The 14,559-nt window shown below is 66.2% G+C and carries 13 protein-coding genes; 7 read left to right on the forward strand and 6 right to left on the reverse strand.

Annotation, left to right across the window (positions count from 1 at the left end; all coding sequences use genetic code 11):
• Window positions 1-71: 71 nt before the first annotated feature.
• A complete protein-coding gene (locus WFK61_RS09260) occupies window positions 72-683 on the forward strand; it encodes a MarC family protein (RefSeq protein WP_336811241.1) in 612 nt (203 codons plus the stop codon).
• Window positions 684-810: 127 nt separating this feature from the next.
• Here the strand turns inward: WFK61_RS09260 and greA are convergent, their stop codons facing one another.
• Together greA and carB are read right to left on the reverse strand one after the other, a co-directional pair.
• Window positions 811-1,287 (reverse strand): transcription elongation factor GreA, encoded by a 477-nt coding sequence (gene greA / locus WFK61_RS09265; RefSeq protein WP_047579718.1) that lies wholly within the window; start codon window positions 1,285-1,287, stop codon window positions 811-813.
• A gap of 101 nt (window positions 1,288-1,388) precedes the next feature.
• Window positions 1,389-4,736, reverse strand: coding sequence for a carbamoyl-phosphate synthase large subunit (gene carB / locus WFK61_RS09270; RefSeq protein ID WP_336811242.1), 3,348 nt, complete (start codon window positions 4,734-4,736; stop codon window positions 1,389-1,391).
• Between the two features lie 229 nt (window positions 4,737-4,965).
• Between carB and zigA the strand changes: the two genes are divergently transcribed.
• Window positions 4,966-6,177, forward strand: coding sequence for a zinc metallochaperone GTPase ZigA (gene zigA, locus WFK61_RS09275; protein WP_336811243.1), 1,212 nt, complete (start codon window positions 4,966-4,968; stop codon window positions 6,175-6,177).
• Window positions 6,178-6,193: 16 nt separating this feature from the next.
• On the opposite strand, the gene WFK61_RS09280 is transcribed toward zigA, so the two are convergent.
• Window positions 6,194-7,402: an MFS transporter gene (locus WFK61_RS09280; protein ID WP_336811244.1), complete on the reverse strand. Its 1,209-nt coding sequence runs from the start codon at window positions 7,400-7,402 to the stop codon at window positions 6,194-6,196.
• A gap of 151 nt (window positions 7,403-7,553) precedes the next feature.
• On the opposite strand from WFK61_RS09280, the gene WFK61_RS09285 reads away from it, so the two are divergent.
• The 4 genes from WFK61_RS09285 (at window position 7,554) to WFK61_RS09300 (ending at window position 11,005) form a co-directional block, all read left to right on the forward strand.
• Window positions 7,554-7,943 (forward strand): ArsR/SmtB family transcription factor, encoded by a 390-nt coding sequence (locus WFK61_RS09285; RefSeq protein WP_336811245.1) that lies wholly within the window; start codon window positions 7,554-7,556, stop codon window positions 7,941-7,943.
• Between the two features lie 98 nt (window positions 7,944-8,041).
• Window positions 8,042-9,103 carry a class I SAM-dependent methyltransferase gene (locus WFK61_RS09290; RefSeq protein ID WP_336811246.1) on the forward strand — a complete coding sequence of 354 codons (1,062 nt, stop codon included), beginning with the start codon at window positions 8,042-8,044 and terminating at the stop codon, window positions 9,101-9,103.
• Between the two features lie 146 nt (window positions 9,104-9,249).
• On the forward strand, window positions 9,250-10,560 hold the full coding sequence (locus tag WFK61_RS09295) for a hypothetical protein (protein WP_336811247.1): 1,311 nt from the start codon (window positions 9,250-9,252) through the stop codon (window positions 10,558-10,560).
• Between the two features lie 40 nt (window positions 10,561-10,600).
• Window positions 10,601-11,005, forward strand: coding sequence for a GtrA family protein (locus WFK61_RS09300; protein WP_336811248.1), 405 nt, complete (start codon window positions 10,601-10,603; stop codon window positions 11,003-11,005).
• A 28-nt stretch (window positions 11,006-11,033) separates the two neighbouring features.
• Here WFK61_RS09300 and WFK61_RS09305 read toward each other — a convergent pair whose 3' ends face one another.
• The 3 genes from WFK61_RS09305 to WFK61_RS09315 all read right to left on the reverse strand — a co-directional run bounded on the left by WFK61_RS09305 (window position 11,034) and on the right by WFK61_RS09315 (window position 13,130).
• Window positions 11,034-11,504, reverse strand: a complete 471-nt coding sequence (locus WFK61_RS09305; protein WP_336811249.1) for a hypothetical protein — start codon at window positions 11,502-11,504, stop codon at window positions 11,034-11,036.
• Window positions 11,505-11,508: 4 nt separating this feature from the next.
• A complete protein-coding gene (locus tag WFK61_RS09310; protein WP_336811250.1) occupies window positions 11,509-12,342 on the reverse strand; it encodes a hypothetical protein in 834 nt (277 codons plus the stop codon).
• 92 nt (window positions 12,343-12,434) lie between these two features.
• Complete coding sequence (locus WFK61_RS09315) at window positions 12,435-13,130, reverse strand: class I SAM-dependent methyltransferase (protein WP_336811251.1); 696 nt, start codon at window positions 13,128-13,130, stop codon at window positions 12,435-12,437.
• Window positions 13,131-13,262: 132 nt separating this feature from the next.
• On the opposite strand from WFK61_RS09315, the gene WFK61_RS09320 reads away from it, so the two are divergent.
• Window positions 13,263-14,516: a cyclopropane-fatty-acyl-phospholipid synthase family protein gene (locus WFK61_RS09320; RefSeq protein WP_336811252.1), complete on the forward strand. Its 1,254-nt coding sequence runs from the start codon at window positions 13,263-13,265 to the stop codon at window positions 14,514-14,516.
• The last annotated feature ends 43 nt before the right edge of the window (window positions 14,517-14,559 follow it).

The raw sequence follows: 14,559 nt of genomic DNA on the forward strand, positions 1-14,559 counted from the left end.
CGGTGTCGAAACCCGGTCTATCGGAGCGGGGGAGCTGCGCCGGTGTCAGGCGTGGCCGAGGGGGCATCGCCGTGGATCGCTGGCTGACGGAATTCGTGAAGCTCTGGGTCGTGATCGACCCGATCGGGACCTTGCCGGTCTTCCTGGCGGTGACGGCGGGCCTGAGTGCGGCTGCGGCGCGGCGCATCGCGCTCCAGGGCTCGCTCGTCGCCTTCCTCGTGCTGCTGTTCTTCGTCCTGCTCGGCCAGGTGCTGCTGACGGCGATGGATATCGAGCTGAGCTCGTTCCAGATCGCCGGCAATATCGTGCTGTTCCTGTTCGCGCTGACGATGATCTTCGGCGAATCGAAACTGGAGGAAGACCAGAAGCTGCTGCGTTCCTCCGATCTGGAGAAGGCGGTCTATCCGCTGGCGATCCCGAGCATCGCCAGCCCCGGCGCGATGCTGACGGTGATGACCGTGACCGACAATTCGAAGTTCAGCCTCGCGGAGCAGGCCGAGACCGTGCTGCAGATCGCGATCATCTTCGCGATCATGCTCGTGCTGCTGTTCAGCGCTTCGCGGATCATCGCCGTCATCGGCAATGCCGGCGCCAGCGTGATCAGCCGCGTGATGGGGTTGATCCTGGCCAGCGTCGCGGTGGACGGCATCATCAAGGCGATGCGGGTCGTGCTGGCGGGGTGAGAAAGCGACGCCCGGTCGTCATGGCCGGGCCTGTCCCGACCATCCACGCCTTCATCGATGCAGTGGGGTGTTCAAGCCGCGGATGCTCGCCACAAGGGCGAGCATGACGGGTGCAGGCGGGGTCGGTTCAGCGGAAGACGACGCTGACGACTTCGTAGGACTTGCCGCCGCCAGGCGTGTTGACCTGCACGGAATCGCCGACCTTCTTGCCGATCAGCGCGCGCGCGATCGGCGAGCCGATCGAGACCTTGCCGGACTTCACGTCCGATTCCGGCTCGCCGACGATCTGGTAGCTCTTCTCTTCCTCGGTATCGTCGTCGATCAGCTTGACGGTGGCGCCGAACTTGATCGTGTCGCCGCCGGCGAGCTTGGCGATGTCGATGATGTCGGCGCGGCCGATCAGCGATTCGAGTTCCATGATCCGGCCCTCGTTGAGCGACTGCGCTTCCTTGGCCGCGTGGTATTCCGCGTTCTCGGACAGGTCACCCAGCGCGCGCGCCTCGGCGATCGCGGTGATGATGCGCTGGCGTTGGACCTGCTGGCGGTCCTTCAGCTCGGCCTCCAGGGCGGCAAAGCCGCCCGCAGTCATCGGAACCTTTTCCATACCTTCCGTCCCATAAGCTCCGAAAGCGCGGCTCACCGGCGGCATATCGACCGCCGGTTCCCGCGCTTCCGCTCAATCCCTAGAATTCGCCGTGCGGCCGGTCAGGCCGCGCGTTCGAAATACGACTGCAAGGATCGTACTTCGAGATCGCCGCTGCAATAGGCCTTTATGCCCTCTGCCGCCGCGATCGCTCCCGCCAAGGTGGTATAATAGGGCACCTTGTGCAAGAGGGCCGTGCGCCGGAGTGCACGGGAGTCTGCCAGGGCTTGCGGCCCCTCGGTGGTGTTGAAGACCAGCTGGATCTCGCTGTTCTTCAGCGCGTCGACGACATGCGGCCGGCCTTCCAGGACCTTGTTGATCTTGGAGGCCGAGATGCCCTGCTCCTGCAGATGGCGCAGCGTGCCGCCGGTCGCGAGGATGCGGAAGCCGAGATCGGCGAGGATGCGGACAGCCGGGACGATGCGCGGCTTGTCCTCGTCGCGCACCGAGACGAAGACCGTACCCTTGACCGGCACCTTCGAGCCCGCGCCGAGCTGGCTCTTGGCGAAGGCGGTGTCGAAGGAGCGGTCGAGGCCGATGACCTCGCCGGTCGAGCGCATCTCCGGCCCGAGCAGCACGTCGACGCCGGGGAAGCGCGCGAAGGGGAAGACCGCTTCCTTGACGCCGACATGATCCAGCTTCGCGGGCTTCAGGCCGAAGCCGGCGAGCGGCTCGCCGGCCATGACGCGGGCGGCGATCTTGGCGATGGGCTGGCCGATGACCTTGGCAACGAAGGGCACCGTGCGCGAGGCGCGCGGATTGACCTCCAGCACGTAGATCTCGCCGTCCTTGATGGCGTACTGGACGTTCATCAGGCCGCCGACATCGAGCGCGAGCGCCATTGCCTTCGTCTGGCGCTCCAGTTCGGCCAGCGTCTCAGGCGAGAGCGAGCGCGGCGGCAGCGAGCAGGCCGAATCGCCGGAATGGATGCCGGCTTCCTCGATATGCTCCATGATGCCGGCGACGAAGACGTCCTTGCCGTCGCAGAGGCAATCGACATCGACCTCGATGGCGTCCGACAGGTAGCGGTCGAACAGCAGCGGGTTCTTGCCGAGCACCGTGTTGATCTGGCCGGTCTTGTCGTTCGGGTACTTGGCCTTGACCTCGGAGGGGATCAGCGAGGGCAAGGTGCCGAGCAGGTAATCCTCGAACTGGATCTCGTCGCGGATGATCGCCATGGCGCGGCCGCCGAGCACATAGGACGGGCGCACGACGAAGGGCAGGCCGAGCTCGCCGGCGATGATGCGGGCCTGCTCCACCGAATAGGCGATGCCGTTTTTCGGCTGCTTCAGGTGCAGCTTGTCGAGCAGGCGCTTGAAGCGGTCGCGGTCCTCGGCGAGGTCGATCATGTCGGGCGAGGTGCCGAGGATCGGGATGCCGGCCTCTTCCAGCGCATTCGCCAGTTTCAGCGGGGTCTGGCCGCCGAACTGGACGATGACGCCCATCAGCGTGCCGTTCTGCTTCTCGGTCTCGAGAATCTCGAGCACGTCCTCGGCCGTCAGCGGCTCGAAATAGAGCCGGTCGGAGGTGTCGTAGTCGGTCGAGACCGTCTCCGGGTTGCAGTTGACCATGATGGTCTCATAGCCGGCGTCACGCAGCGCGTAGCAGGCATGGCAGCAGCAGTAGTCGAATTCGATGCCCTGGCCGATGCGGTTCGGCCCACCGCCGAGGATGACGACCTTCTTGCGGTCGGACGGGTTGGCCTCGTCCGCGGCCTTGCCGGCGAAGGGCATGGCGTAGCTCGAATACATATAGGCGGTCGGCGAAGCGAACTCGGCCGCGCAGGTGTCGATGCGCTTGTAGACCGGGCGGACCTCCAGCGCGCGGCGCGCCTTGCGAACTTCAGCCTCGGTCTTGCCGGAAACGGCGGCGAGGCGCTTGTCCGAGAAGCCCATCGCCTTGATCTGGCGGAAGGCGCCGGGCGTGGTCGGCAGGCCGATCTTGCGGACCTTCTCCTCGGTCTCGACGATCTCGCGCATCTGGGCGAGGAACCACGGATCGATCTTGCAGCTCTCGTGGATCTCCCCGTCCGTGAAGCCGGCGCGCATGGCCTGGGCGACATGGAGGATGCGGTCCGGCGTCGGCGTCGAGATCGCGGCCTTGATGGCGTTGCGGTCGTCGCCCTGGCCGAAGCCCTCGATCTCGATCTCGTCGAGGCCGTCGAGCCCGGTCTCCAGCGAGCGCAGCGCCTTCTGCAGCGATTCCTGGAAGGTGCGGCCGATGGCCATGGCCTCGCCGACCGACTTCATCGCGGTGGTCAGCGTCGGCTCGGAGCCCGGGAACTTCTCGAAGGCGAAGCGCGGGATCTTGGTGACGACGTAGTCGATCGTCGGCTCGAAGGAGGCAGGCGTCGCGCCGCCGGTGATGTCGTTCTCGATTTCGTCGAGCGTATAGCCGATAGCGAGCCGCGCCGCGACCTTGGCGATGGGGAAGCCGGTCGCCTTGGAAGCGAGAGCGGACGAGCGCGAGACGCGCGGGTTCATCTCGATGACGATCATCCGGCCGGTGGCCGGGTCGATCGCGAACTGGACGTTCGAGCCGCCGGTCTCGACGCCGATCTCGCGCAGCACCGCCAGCGAGGCGTCGCGCATGATCTGGTATTCCTTGTCGGTCAGCGTCAGGGCCGGCGCGACGGTGATCGAATCACCGGTATGGACGCCCATCGGATCGAAGTTCTCGATCGAGCAGACGATGATGCAGTTGTCCTTCTTATCGCGGACCACCTCCATCTCGTATTCCTTCCAGCCCAGCACGCTTTCCTCGATGAGGACCTCGCTGGTCGGGGAGGCGTCGATGCCGCGCTCGACGATGTCGATGAACTCGCCCTTGTTGTAGGCGATGCCGCCGCCGGTGCCGCCCATGGTGAAGGACGGGCGGATGATGGCGGGCAGGCCGATATCCTCCAGCGCGTCGAGCGCCTGGCCGAGCGTCTTGATGTGGTGCGAGCGCGGCGTGTCGAGACCGATCTTGGTCATGGCCTCGCGGAAGAGCTCGCGATCCTCGGCCTTGTCGATGGCCTCGGCGGTGGCGCCGATCATCTCGACGCCGAACTTCTCCAGCACGCTGATCTTGCTGCCATCGGGCTGGACGATCGACTTCTTGTTGAGCGAGAGCGCGCAGTTCAACGCGGTCTGACCGCCCATCGTCGGCAGCAGCGCGTCGGGGCGCTCCTTCTCGATGATCTTGGCGACGATCTCCGGCGTGATCGGCTCGACATAGGTCGCGTCGGCCAGGTCCGGATCGGTCATGATCGTCGCCGGGTTCGAGTTGACCAGGATGATGCGGTAGCCCTCGGCCTTCAGCGTCTTGCAGGCCTGGGTGCCGGAATAGTCGAACTCGCAGGCCTGTCCGATGATGATGGGGCCGGCGCCGATGATCAGGATGGACTTGATGTCTGTGCGCTTGGGCATGATCTCGACCGGTCTTGGGCAGGCGCGCGCAAGGCCGGTCCGATCGGGCGAGCGGAGGCGAGGCGAGCGTCTGAATGAATGCTAGGCGCTCGCTATAGACGGCGAAGGCCGCGGGGGGAAGCTAAAAGGAGCGGCACGGCCAGATGTGCACGGCTTCGTCAGGACACTTGCCAGGCACGGGTATCTTATGAGAGTTATGTTATAACATTTCACAAGAAGATGTTGCTTCATGCCACGTTTGCCCGTCACCGTCCTGTCCGGCTTCCTCGGAGCCGGCAAGACGACCTTGCTCAACCACATCCTGAACAACCGCGAGGGCCGCAAGGTCGCGGTCATCGTCAACGACATGAGCGAGGTGAATATCGACGCCGATCTGGTGCGGGAGGGCGGCGGCAAGCTCTCGCGCACCGACGAGAAGCTGGTCGAGATGAGCAATGGCTGCATCTGTTGCACGCTGCGCGACGACCTGCTGGCCGAGGTGCGCCGCCTCGCGGAGGAAGGGCGGTTCGACTATCTGCTGATCGAGGGGACGGGCATCGCCGAGCCTCTGCCGATCGCTGCGACCTTCGAGTTCCGCGACGAGGCGGGGCTTTCGCTGTCGGATGTCGCCCGGCTCGACACGATGGTGACGGTGGTCGATGCCGCAAGCCTGCTCAGGGATTACGGCTCGCGTGATTTCCTGCGCGAGCGCGGCGAGACGGCGGGGGAGGGCGACGAGCGCACGCTGGTCGACCTCCTGGTGGAGCAGATCGAGTTCGCCGATGTGGTGGTGCTGAACAAGACCTCTGACGCCTCGCCGGAACAGCGCGAGGCCGTCAGCAGGATCGTGCGCGCGCTCAACCCGGACGCGCGGCAGGTCGAGGCGGATTTCGGCAAGGTGCCGCTCGACGCCGTGCTCGATACCGGTCTGTTCGACCACGAGAAGGCGCAGGAACATCCGCTTTGGCACAAGGAGCTCTACGGCTTCAAAGACCATGTGCCGGAGACGGAGGAATACGGCATTTCCTCCTTCGTCTACCGGACACGGCGGCCGTTCCATCCCGAGAAGTTCAACGCTTTCCTGGGGCGGACATGGCCGGGGCTGATCCGCGCCAAGGGGCATTTCTGGCTGGCGACCCGGCCTGACTGGGTCGGCGAGATGTCGCTTGCCGGCAGCATCTGCCGCACCGAGGCGATGGGCTTCTGGTGGGCGGCCGTGCCACGCTCGCGCTGGCCCGACCATTCCGAATGGCAGGCGATCCTAAACCGCAACTGGCACTCCGTCTGGGGCGACCGCCGGCAGGAACTGGTTTTCATCGGTACGGAGCTGGACGAGGCGGCGATTCGCGCCGCGCTCGACCTTTGCCTGGTGGGCGATGCCTTGCCGCTGCGCTTCAACCCGGAGCGCTATCGCGATCTGCCCGATCCGTTCCCGGCCTGGCGGCGGGCGGAGGCGGCCTGAGCCGCGCCGCTTCCTCTCAGCTGCGGGCCGGCGCCGCCGTTTCCGGGAGGGACGGCACGCGCTTGGCGGCGCGCTTGCGGTAGAGCGTGAATGCGAGCACCGCGAGCGCCGCGACCTCGCAGGCGGCGCCGACGAAGCCGAGCGGCCAGGTGCCGGCGTGGCGCATCACCTGCTGGCCGAGCGCCGCGCCCGCCGCGATGCCGAAATAGAGCGCGGAGGCGTTGAGTGAGAGCGCGACCACGGTCGCGTCCGGCGCCATCGCCGCCAGTCGGGACATCTGCGAGGGGTGGCCGGCCCAGCCTGCGGCGCTCCAGACGAAGAGCACGAAAGGAATCGGCCAGATCGCCAGAGCCGGCGGCAGGCTGATCGCGATCAGCGAGGCGGTGAAGAGCGCTGCCGCCAGGATCGACAGCACGACGCTCAGCGAGCGCTCGGGGCCGAAGCGGTCGCTGGCGATGCCGCCGAGCTGGTTGCCGATGGCCGAGCCGAGACCGGAGACGACCAGCGTCGCGGCGAGCCAGGGACCGGTGATGCCGGCATGGTTGGTCAGGAAGGGCGCGATATAGGTGTAGAGAACGAAGGCGCCGGTGGTCCACAGCATGGTGGTGGCGAGCGCCAGCAGCACGTCGCCGCGGCCTGCGACCTGCAGCCGCTCGCGCAAGGTGTTGGTGCCGTGCGGCAGGCCCTTGGGCAGCTTGACCAGAAGGCCCGCCAGCGAGAGCGCGCTCAGGCCCGCCACGATCAGGAAGGCGAGGTGCCAGCCGCCGAAGCCGACCACGGCGGTGCCGATCGGGATGCCCAGGATCAGCGAGACGGTCATGCCGCCGGTGACGAGCGCGATGGCGCGCCCGCGCCGCTCGGGAGCGGAGACCGCGACGGCAACCGCATTGGCCGCCGGCATGAAGACGCCGGCCGAGAGCGCCATGACGATGCGCGCGGCCATAACCATCCAGAAATCGGTGGCGAAGGCGGCGCCGAGATTGGCGAGGCCGAAGACGGTGATCGCGCCGGCGAGGACGAGCTTGCGATCGGCATCGCCGAGCACGGTGGAAAGGATCGGCGAGCCGATCGCATAGGCCAGCGCGAAGATCGAGATAAGGAGGCCGGCTGTATCGACGGAGACGGCGAGGCCGGAAGCGAGATGGGGCAGGATGCCGGTGACGATCAGGCTGCCCGTGCCGATGGCGAAGGCGCCGCCGGCAAGCGAGAGAAGGCGCGTATCCATGGGATTAATCCTTGCGGATGATCGCTGTTTCGAAAGCTGGGTTCGAAATTCAATGATCGTTGAATTAAACCTGCCTGGCGATTACCACAAGGGTAATTTCAATGAATGTTGAATATTGTCAGGGGCGGCTTCATCGCCTATCTCGGAGGTCATGAAGCCGGTTTTTCACCCCGATATCGAGGATGTCGCGCCTGCCGACGTGTTCGGCGCGCTGGCCGATCCGATCCGGCTCGGCATCCTCGTCGCGCTCTCCGACGTCAACGAGGTCGATAAGGCGCGCTGCAGCCATTTCACCGCCTTCGCCTCGCCTTCGCTCTTATCCTACCATTTCGCCAAGCTGCGCGAGGCCGGCATCACCCGCATGCGGGTGGAGGGCACGTCGCGCTATCTCAGCATCCGGCGCGAGGAACTCAACCAGCGCTTTCCGGGACTGATCGACAGCGTCATCGAAACGGCGCGGCGCGACCCGAACCTGCCGCGGCTGGGGTCGGAATGGCTCGCGGGTGCCGAACAGGCTCAGGGTCAGACTTCGTCACGTTGACAGACCCTCGCACGGGTCTAGCGTTCATGCTTCCGCGATGGCGTCGAGCCGGATCGCGACACGGCACCGGCCACGCCCCGAACCCGAGGAGCATGGCCATGCGTGCTGCCGACCCTCAGAAACTCGATGCCCTGGTTGGACGTCTCGTCGGTGACGTCGGTGCCTCCGTCACCGGCGCCCTGATCGTGCTGGGCGACCAGCTCGGCCTCTACAAGGCGATGGCCGACGGCAAGCCCGTCACCTCCCAGCAACTGGCCGAGAAGACCGGCCTCAAGGAGCGCTATCTGCGCGAATGGCTCGCGGGCCAGGCCTCGGCGGGCTATGTCGATTATGACGAGGGCAGCGACAGCTTCAGCCTCTCGCCCGAGCAGGCCATGGCCTTCGCCGAGGAGGACAGCCCGGCCTTCTTCGCCGGTGCCTTCGAGATCGTGCAATCGATGTGGGTCGACGAGCCGAAGGTCGAGGAGGCCTTCCGCAATGGCTCGGGGCTGGGCTGGCACGAGCACAGCAAATGCCTGTTCCGCGGCACGGAGCGCTTTTTCCGGCCGGGCTACAACGCGCATCTGACGGCGGACTGGATCCCGGCGCTGAACGGCGTCCAGGCCAAGCTGGAGCGGGGCGCGACCGTCGCCGATGTCGGCTGCGGGCACGGCTCCTCCACCATCCTGATGGCGCAGGCCTATCCGCAATCGCGCTTCCACGGCTTCGATTATCACGGGCCCTCGATCGAGCGGGCGCGGGAGGCGGCGGAGAGGGCCGGCGTCGGCGACCGCATCGTCTTCGAGCGCGCCTCGGCCAAGGATTTCCCGGAGCGGAAATACGACCTCGTGACGATGTTCGACTGCCTGCACGACATGGGCGATCCGGTCGGCGCCGGAAAGCATGTGCGCGAGTCGCTGGCCGAGGATGGCAGCTGGATGATCGTCGAGCCCTTCGCGCATGATCATCTCAAGGACAACCTGAACCCGGTCGGGCGGATCTTTTACGGGGCCTCGACGATGATCTGCACGCCGGCCTCGCTCTCGCAGGAGGTCGGGCTGGGGCTGGGCGCGCAGGCCGGCGAGATGCGTCTGCGCAAGGTCGCCATGGATGCCGGCTTCCAGCATTTCCGCCGAGCGACCGAGACGCCGTTCAACATGGTGTTCGAAGTCAGGGCCTGAGGTTATCCGGTTGGTCGCTGTTCGGCAGGTGTCGTTTGGCGCCTGCCGGGCCATGCGGCTTGTCCACCGGCAGCATGGAAGCGGGTTGAGTTCGCGAGATGATGATGTAATGTTATAGTATTGCATTATTGCCTTGGAGTCCTCCCGTGCCGTCCTTCCGTTTCGCTGCCGCCGGTCTTGCCGGCTGCCTGCTCGCCTCCGCGGCTTTCGCCCATGACCACGCGCCCCTGCGCGGGCGCCTCGTCTTTGCCGATCACGAGAAGCCGGCCGTCCGCATCCTCGATCTCGACAGCGGCGAGGTCACGCACAGCTTCGATGTGCCGAAAGCCAACCCCGGCTTCGCCGGCGTTTCGGGCGGGCGCTATGTCGTGGTCAAGACCGGGGACGAGGCGGGCACGCTACGCATCCTCGATACCGGCCTGATCGCCGAATCGCATGGCGATCATGTCGATCTCGACAAGGCGACGCCGAAGCTGCTCGACTTCGCGGTGAAGGGAGACCGGCCGGCGCATGTGCTCTCCGGCCATGGCCAGCTTGCACTGTTCTTCGATGGCCTGCGCCCGTGGGAGGGCAAGAGCGAGCCGAAAGCGGTGCTGGTCGCGATCGACAGCCTCGGCAAGGGCAAGCCTGCCGTCACGGTCTGGCCGAGCCCGGCGCCGCAGCACGGCATCGCGGTGCCACTCGGCAACCGGCAATGGCTGATGTCGATCCCCAACCCGGCCTATGCCAGGGGTGACGATCGCAGCGCTTCGTCGCGCCCCAACGGCTTCGAGGTTCTCGCGGAGGGCAAGGACTGGAAGCGCGTCGCGCTGTTCGACGATGCCGGAAAGCCCGATGCGTCCTGCAAGCTCTTCCACGGTTCGGCCGAGGCGCGCGGTGGCCGCCATGTCTTCGGCTGCGCCGAGGGCGAGGGCGGTGGCCTGCTCGTGCTGTCCAAAGCCGGCAAGGGCGCGGCGACGGCATGGAGCGGACGCAAGCTCGGCTATCCCGACGAGCGCCGCGTCAGCGCGCTGAAATCGCGCGAGAGCGGGCGCCATCTCGTCGGCAATTACGGCTTGAAGGCTCCCTATGACGCGCTGCTGCGGATCGATCCGGAAGCGAAAGCGCTGAAGATCGAGGACGTGCTCGCCGTGCCGGGCGGGCAGGCCGCCTGTCAGTTCGAACTCAGCGGCAATGGCAGCCGCCTCGCCAACCTGACGCCGGACGGCAAGTTGCGCATCTATGAGGTCGCGCCGGCCTGGAAGGAGCTTGCGGCTTTCGAGGCGGTTCCGGCCTTCGATTGCGCCTATGGCGCGAAGACGCCGACGCCGAGCCTCGCCGTGATCGGCGGCAGCGCCTTCGTCAGCGATCCGACCAATGGACGCATCCGCGAGTACCATCTCGATACGCTGAAGCAGGGACTCGACATGCCGGTCGGCGGCATGCCGGCCAATCTCGCCGGCAGCGACGCGGGCTGACGGGCTTCCGTGAACCTGTGGCATCCTCTAGGAAACGCGGATGCCGCTTCGCCGCTATCCGCGTCAGTTCCGTCAGCTCGCCGCCTATGTCTTCGCGGGCGGGCTGACGGCGGTCGCGCATTACGGCGTGCTGATCGGGCTGGTCGAGCTCGGCCGGATCGACCCCGTGCCGGCGACGCTCGCCGGCTTCATCGTCGGTGCGCTGGTTTCCTACGCGCTCAATCGCTGGATGACCTTCGATGCGACCCGGACGCACGCCCAGGCCGGCTGGCGCTTCGCCCTGATCGCTGCCGGCGGCTTCGTGCTCACCGGCATCCTGATGCATCTCTTCGTGGCGCGGGCGGGGCTGCCCTATCTGCCGATGCAATTCGTCACCACGGGCGTGGTGATGGTGTTCTCGTTCCTCGGCCACAAGTTCTTCAGCTTCGCGGACAGGGCAGCGTGACGCGCAGGGCGCGTCACGCCTGATTGCCTTACGGGGTCGGGGCGACCGTCAGCGTGATCTGCCTGCGGCCGATCCGGCCTTCCTTGTCGGTGGCCTCGATCTCGATGATGTGGTTGCCGCTCGGCACGACGACGGAGGGCGCGTCGATGCCGCCGGGCGTGATGTACTGCTTGATGCGCTGGGTGATGTCGACCGGAGGGTCGCGCCGGTAGAAGACGCGCACGGTGGCCGGATCGACCGGCACGCCGTTCGCCGGCATGAAGCGCACATTGAGGCGGAAGGGCTTGCCGTCGACGCCCTTGTCCGGGGTCGGCAAGGTGTCGATGCCGGGGCCTCGCGTCAGGTTGCGCGTGCTGGCCGGGGTTTTCGGCGCGGCCGGCATGCCGGCTTCCTCGCGCGTGATGAGATGGACCGGGTCGGCAGCTTGCGCCGCCGTCAGCAGGACGGCGGTGGCGAGAACGGCAGGCAGCATGTGCCGAGCGAGCACAGACTTCATCATCGTCCTATTTCACTCCAAGGATTGCAGCGATGAGGCCGGCGATTGCCGAAATGGCGGTGCCGGCCATCAGGATGGTGGTTTCGATTGTCTTCAGCGTTTCCATCGGCACCTTGCCGTGGACAGCCTGGAGCCCTTTCCGCAGTTCCGGCAGCGAGACGAGGCCGCGCGCGGCGAGCGCAGCCTGCGTCACGCGCAGCAACATCCCCGAGAACATCGAGGCGGCGATGCTCAGCGCGTAGAACGAGGTCTCGCGCCAGGCGACCGCCCCCTGCGGAAGGAGCGGTATGTTGTCGTGCCAGCCCAGCAACGCGTTCATGGTCGCGACGGAAAAAATCGCGAAGCAGATGGCGACGCCGATATCGAAGGCGATCAGGCGCGGACGGATGCCGAAATAGATCAAACCGGTGAAGAACGGGATCGCGATCGAAGCGAGGCGCAGCGTCCAGAGCGGCAGGTCGAGCCAGAGGATGACCGCGCAATAGGCGAGCAGCAGCAGCACGAGGCCGAAGGGCAGCACCCAGAAGCGGCGTCGCGCGACCGGGAAAGAGACCGGTGCCGTTTCCCGCTGAGGTTCCACCAGATCGGCAAAGGTGACAGGTGGAGGCTCGGGCAGCCGTGGGCTGGCGGGCGCGGGGCGGCCTTCTTCCGGCTGCTTCTCGAGAGCGGCGAGGCGCTCCTCCAGCGCGTCGAGACGGTGCAGCAGCGGCAGCACGGGCGTGAGGTCCCGGCTGCAGCTGCGGCAGGACAGCACGCCCTTGTTGAGCGCAGCTTCGCAATAGGGACAGGTGAACTGGTCCTGCACGGCAATCTCGCGGCGGCAAGCCGCGGTCAAAGCCATATCTGAAGCGCCAAATCAAGGCGTATGGCGAACTTCCGTTAGGGAATATCGGTGCCGGAGCGCCGAATTGTCGCCGATTATTCTACTTTCGTCTATGCTGTCGCCTTGATGGCCTTGAACGTCATGCGATGCGGGTTGTGTCCGAAATTGCCGGGCCGCTGCACATCGGCGAAGCCGGCCTCGCGGATCAGGGCGATGATCGCCTCGGCGGTATAGGTCGAGAGGCCGTATTGTGCGCGGAGCTTGCGATAGTCGGAGAAGGCGGTGCGGACGAGCCCGCCGAGCGCCGCCATGAGGAAGCCGCCGCGCCAGGCGAAGGCGAGCAATTGCGAGGCATCGGTCAGCGGGCTGACATCGGGCGGGATGACGTCGGCGAGGATGAGCGCGCCGCCGGGCTTCAATCGGTCGCGCCAGATTTCCAGCAACGCCTTCAGCTCGTCGCGCGACAGGTATTGCAGCAGCGAGTTGGCGACGACGAGATCGAGCGAGGCCGGCGGCAGGGCTTCGACCTCCTCCGGCGAGACCACGACGATATTGCCCTTGCGGCCGAACTGGGCGCGCAGCTTGTCACGCACGGTCGAGGCCGCCTCGCAGAGATAGAGCTTGCCGCAGGAGGCGGCGACGCGGGCGGCGTCCAGCGCCTCGCCGCAGCCATGATCGAGGACGACCGCATCGGCCGCCGGGACATGGCCGATCAGGTCGGTCGCGATGGCGCGATAGTGCAGGGCCTTATGGCGCGGCGAGACGTAGATCGAATGCTCGCCATTCCAGAAATCGCGCCAGGACATGTGTTCGGTCGACCCTCGGGTTTGCGGAAATCTCTCGATGACTACGCACAAGCCGGGTGGCTCTGCAACAGCCGGGGGTTTCGAGGCCGTGGCGTTTCCGCTTTAGTTGGCGAATCGAGACGAGGAGCGCCCATGCTGCTGCTGCCGCGATTGCTCAAGCGGTTCATCCGCCACGGACGGCTGACCGTCATCACACCGGACGGCAAGCGGCATGTCTTCGGGGCCGGGCCGACAGAGCTGCTCTTCGCCGGTGTCACCAAGACCGCTCCGGCCGTCACCGTGCGCTTTCACGACAACCGCGTCGAGCGCGAGCTCTTCCTCAACCCCGAGCTCGCCCTGGCCGAAGGTTACATGGACGGGCGGATCGATTTCGAGGAAGGCACGATCCACGACCTGCTGACGCTGTTCTGGCTGCAGCGCCGGGAAATGCGCAAGGACCCGCTGCAGCAGGCGATCCGCAAGGTGCGCTTCAGGATCCGGCGCTGGCGGATGCACAATCCGCTCGGCGTCGCCGGCAAGAAGGTCAAGCATCACTACGACATCCCGACCGATTTCTATCGGCTCTGGCTCGACGAGACGATGACCTATTCCTGTGCGTACTGGCACAGTCCGGAGGTCGGGCTGGAGGCCGCGCAGAAGGCGAAGCTCCGCCACCTCGCCGCCAAGTTGAAGATCGAGCCCGGCATGAGCGTCCTCGATATCGGCTCGGGCTGGGGTGAGCTTGCGATCTACCTCGCCAAGGCCTGCGGCGCGAAGGTGACCGGGCTCAACGTCTCGCCGGACCAGATGGCGGCGGCCCAGAAGCGGGCGGAGGCGGCCGGCGTCGGCGATGCGGTCACCTTCATCAACAAGGATTATCGCGAACTCGGCGGCAAATTCGACCGCGTCGTCTCAGTCGGCATGATGGAGCATGTCGGCGTCGCGCATTACGGCGAGTATTTCGGGGGGATCCGCGACCTGCTGACCCCGGACGGGATCGCGCTGGTCCATTGCATCGGCCGAGTCGGCCCGCCCGGCTTCACCGGGCCGTTCTTCGACAAGTACATCTTCCCCGGCGGCTATGCGCCGGCGCTGTCGGAGGTCTTCGCGGCGCAGGAGCAGACGGGCCTGTGGGCGTCCGACTGCGAGTTCTGGCGCCGGCACTATCACTGGACGCTGGAGGCCTGGCGCGAGCGCTTCATGGCCAAGCGCGAAGAGGTCGTCGCGATGATGGGCGAGCGCTTCGCACGGATGTGGGAATTCTATCTCTGCGCCTGCTCGATCTCCTTCGATATCGGCGGCGACATGGTGTTCCAGCTGCTGCTCGGCCAGCACAAGAGCGCCGTCCCGATCATCCGCGACTATATCGCGGATGACGAGAAGGCGCTGGAGGCGAGGGGTTTTTGAGGTCGCTCTGCTGAGGCAGTATTCGCGCCGTTTTCCGACACGC

Origin of the sequence: Allobosea sp. MMO-172 (assembly GCF_037147855.1) — a bacterium.
Classification (GTDB): Bacteria; Pseudomonadota; Alphaproteobacteria; order Rhizobiales; family Beijerinckiaceae; genus Allobosea.

Bases quoted from the DNA above. Each gene is read 5' to 3' on its own strand.
- greA (WP_047579718.1), bottom strand. From the start codon at position 1,287: ATGGAAAAGGTTCCGATGACTGCGGGCGGCTTTGCCGCCCTGGAGGCC.
- carB (WP_336811242.1), bottom strand. From the start codon at position 4,736: ATGCCCAAGCGCACAGACATCAAGTCCATCCTGATCATCGGCGCCGGC.
- zigA (WP_336811243.1), top strand. From the start codon at position 4,966: ATGCCACGTTTGCCCGTCACCGTCCTGTCCGGCTTCCTCGGAGCCGGC.
- WFK61_RS09280 (WP_336811244.1), bottom strand. From the start codon at position 7,402: ATGGATACGCGCCTTCTCTCGCTTGCCGGCGGCGCCTTCGCCATCGGC.
- WFK61_RS09285 (WP_336811245.1), top strand. From the start codon at position 7,554: ATGAAGCCGGTTTTTCACCCCGATATCGAGGATGTCGCGCCTGCCGAC.
- WFK61_RS09290 (WP_336811246.1), top strand. From the start codon at position 8,042: ATGCGTGCTGCCGACCCTCAGAAACTCGATGCCCTGGTTGGACGTCTC.
- WFK61_RS09300 (WP_336811248.1), top strand. From the start codon at position 10,601: ATGCCGCTTCGCCGCTATCCGCGTCAGTTCCGTCAGCTCGCCGCCTAT.
- WFK61_RS09305 (WP_336811249.1), bottom strand. From the start codon at position 11,504: ATGATGAAGTCTGTGCTCGCTCGGCACATGCTGCCTGCCGTTCTCGCC.
- WFK61_RS09310 (WP_336811250.1), bottom strand. From the start codon at position 12,342: ATGGCTTTGACCGCGGCTTGCCGCCGCGAGATTGCCGTGCAGGACCAG.
- WFK61_RS09315 (WP_336811251.1), bottom strand. From the start codon at position 13,130: ATGTCCTGGCGCGATTTCTGGAATGGCGAGCATTCGATCTACGTCTCG.
- WFK61_RS09320 (WP_336811252.1), top strand. From the start codon at position 13,263: ATGCTGCTGCTGCCGCGATTGCTCAAGCGGTTCATCCGCCACGGACGG.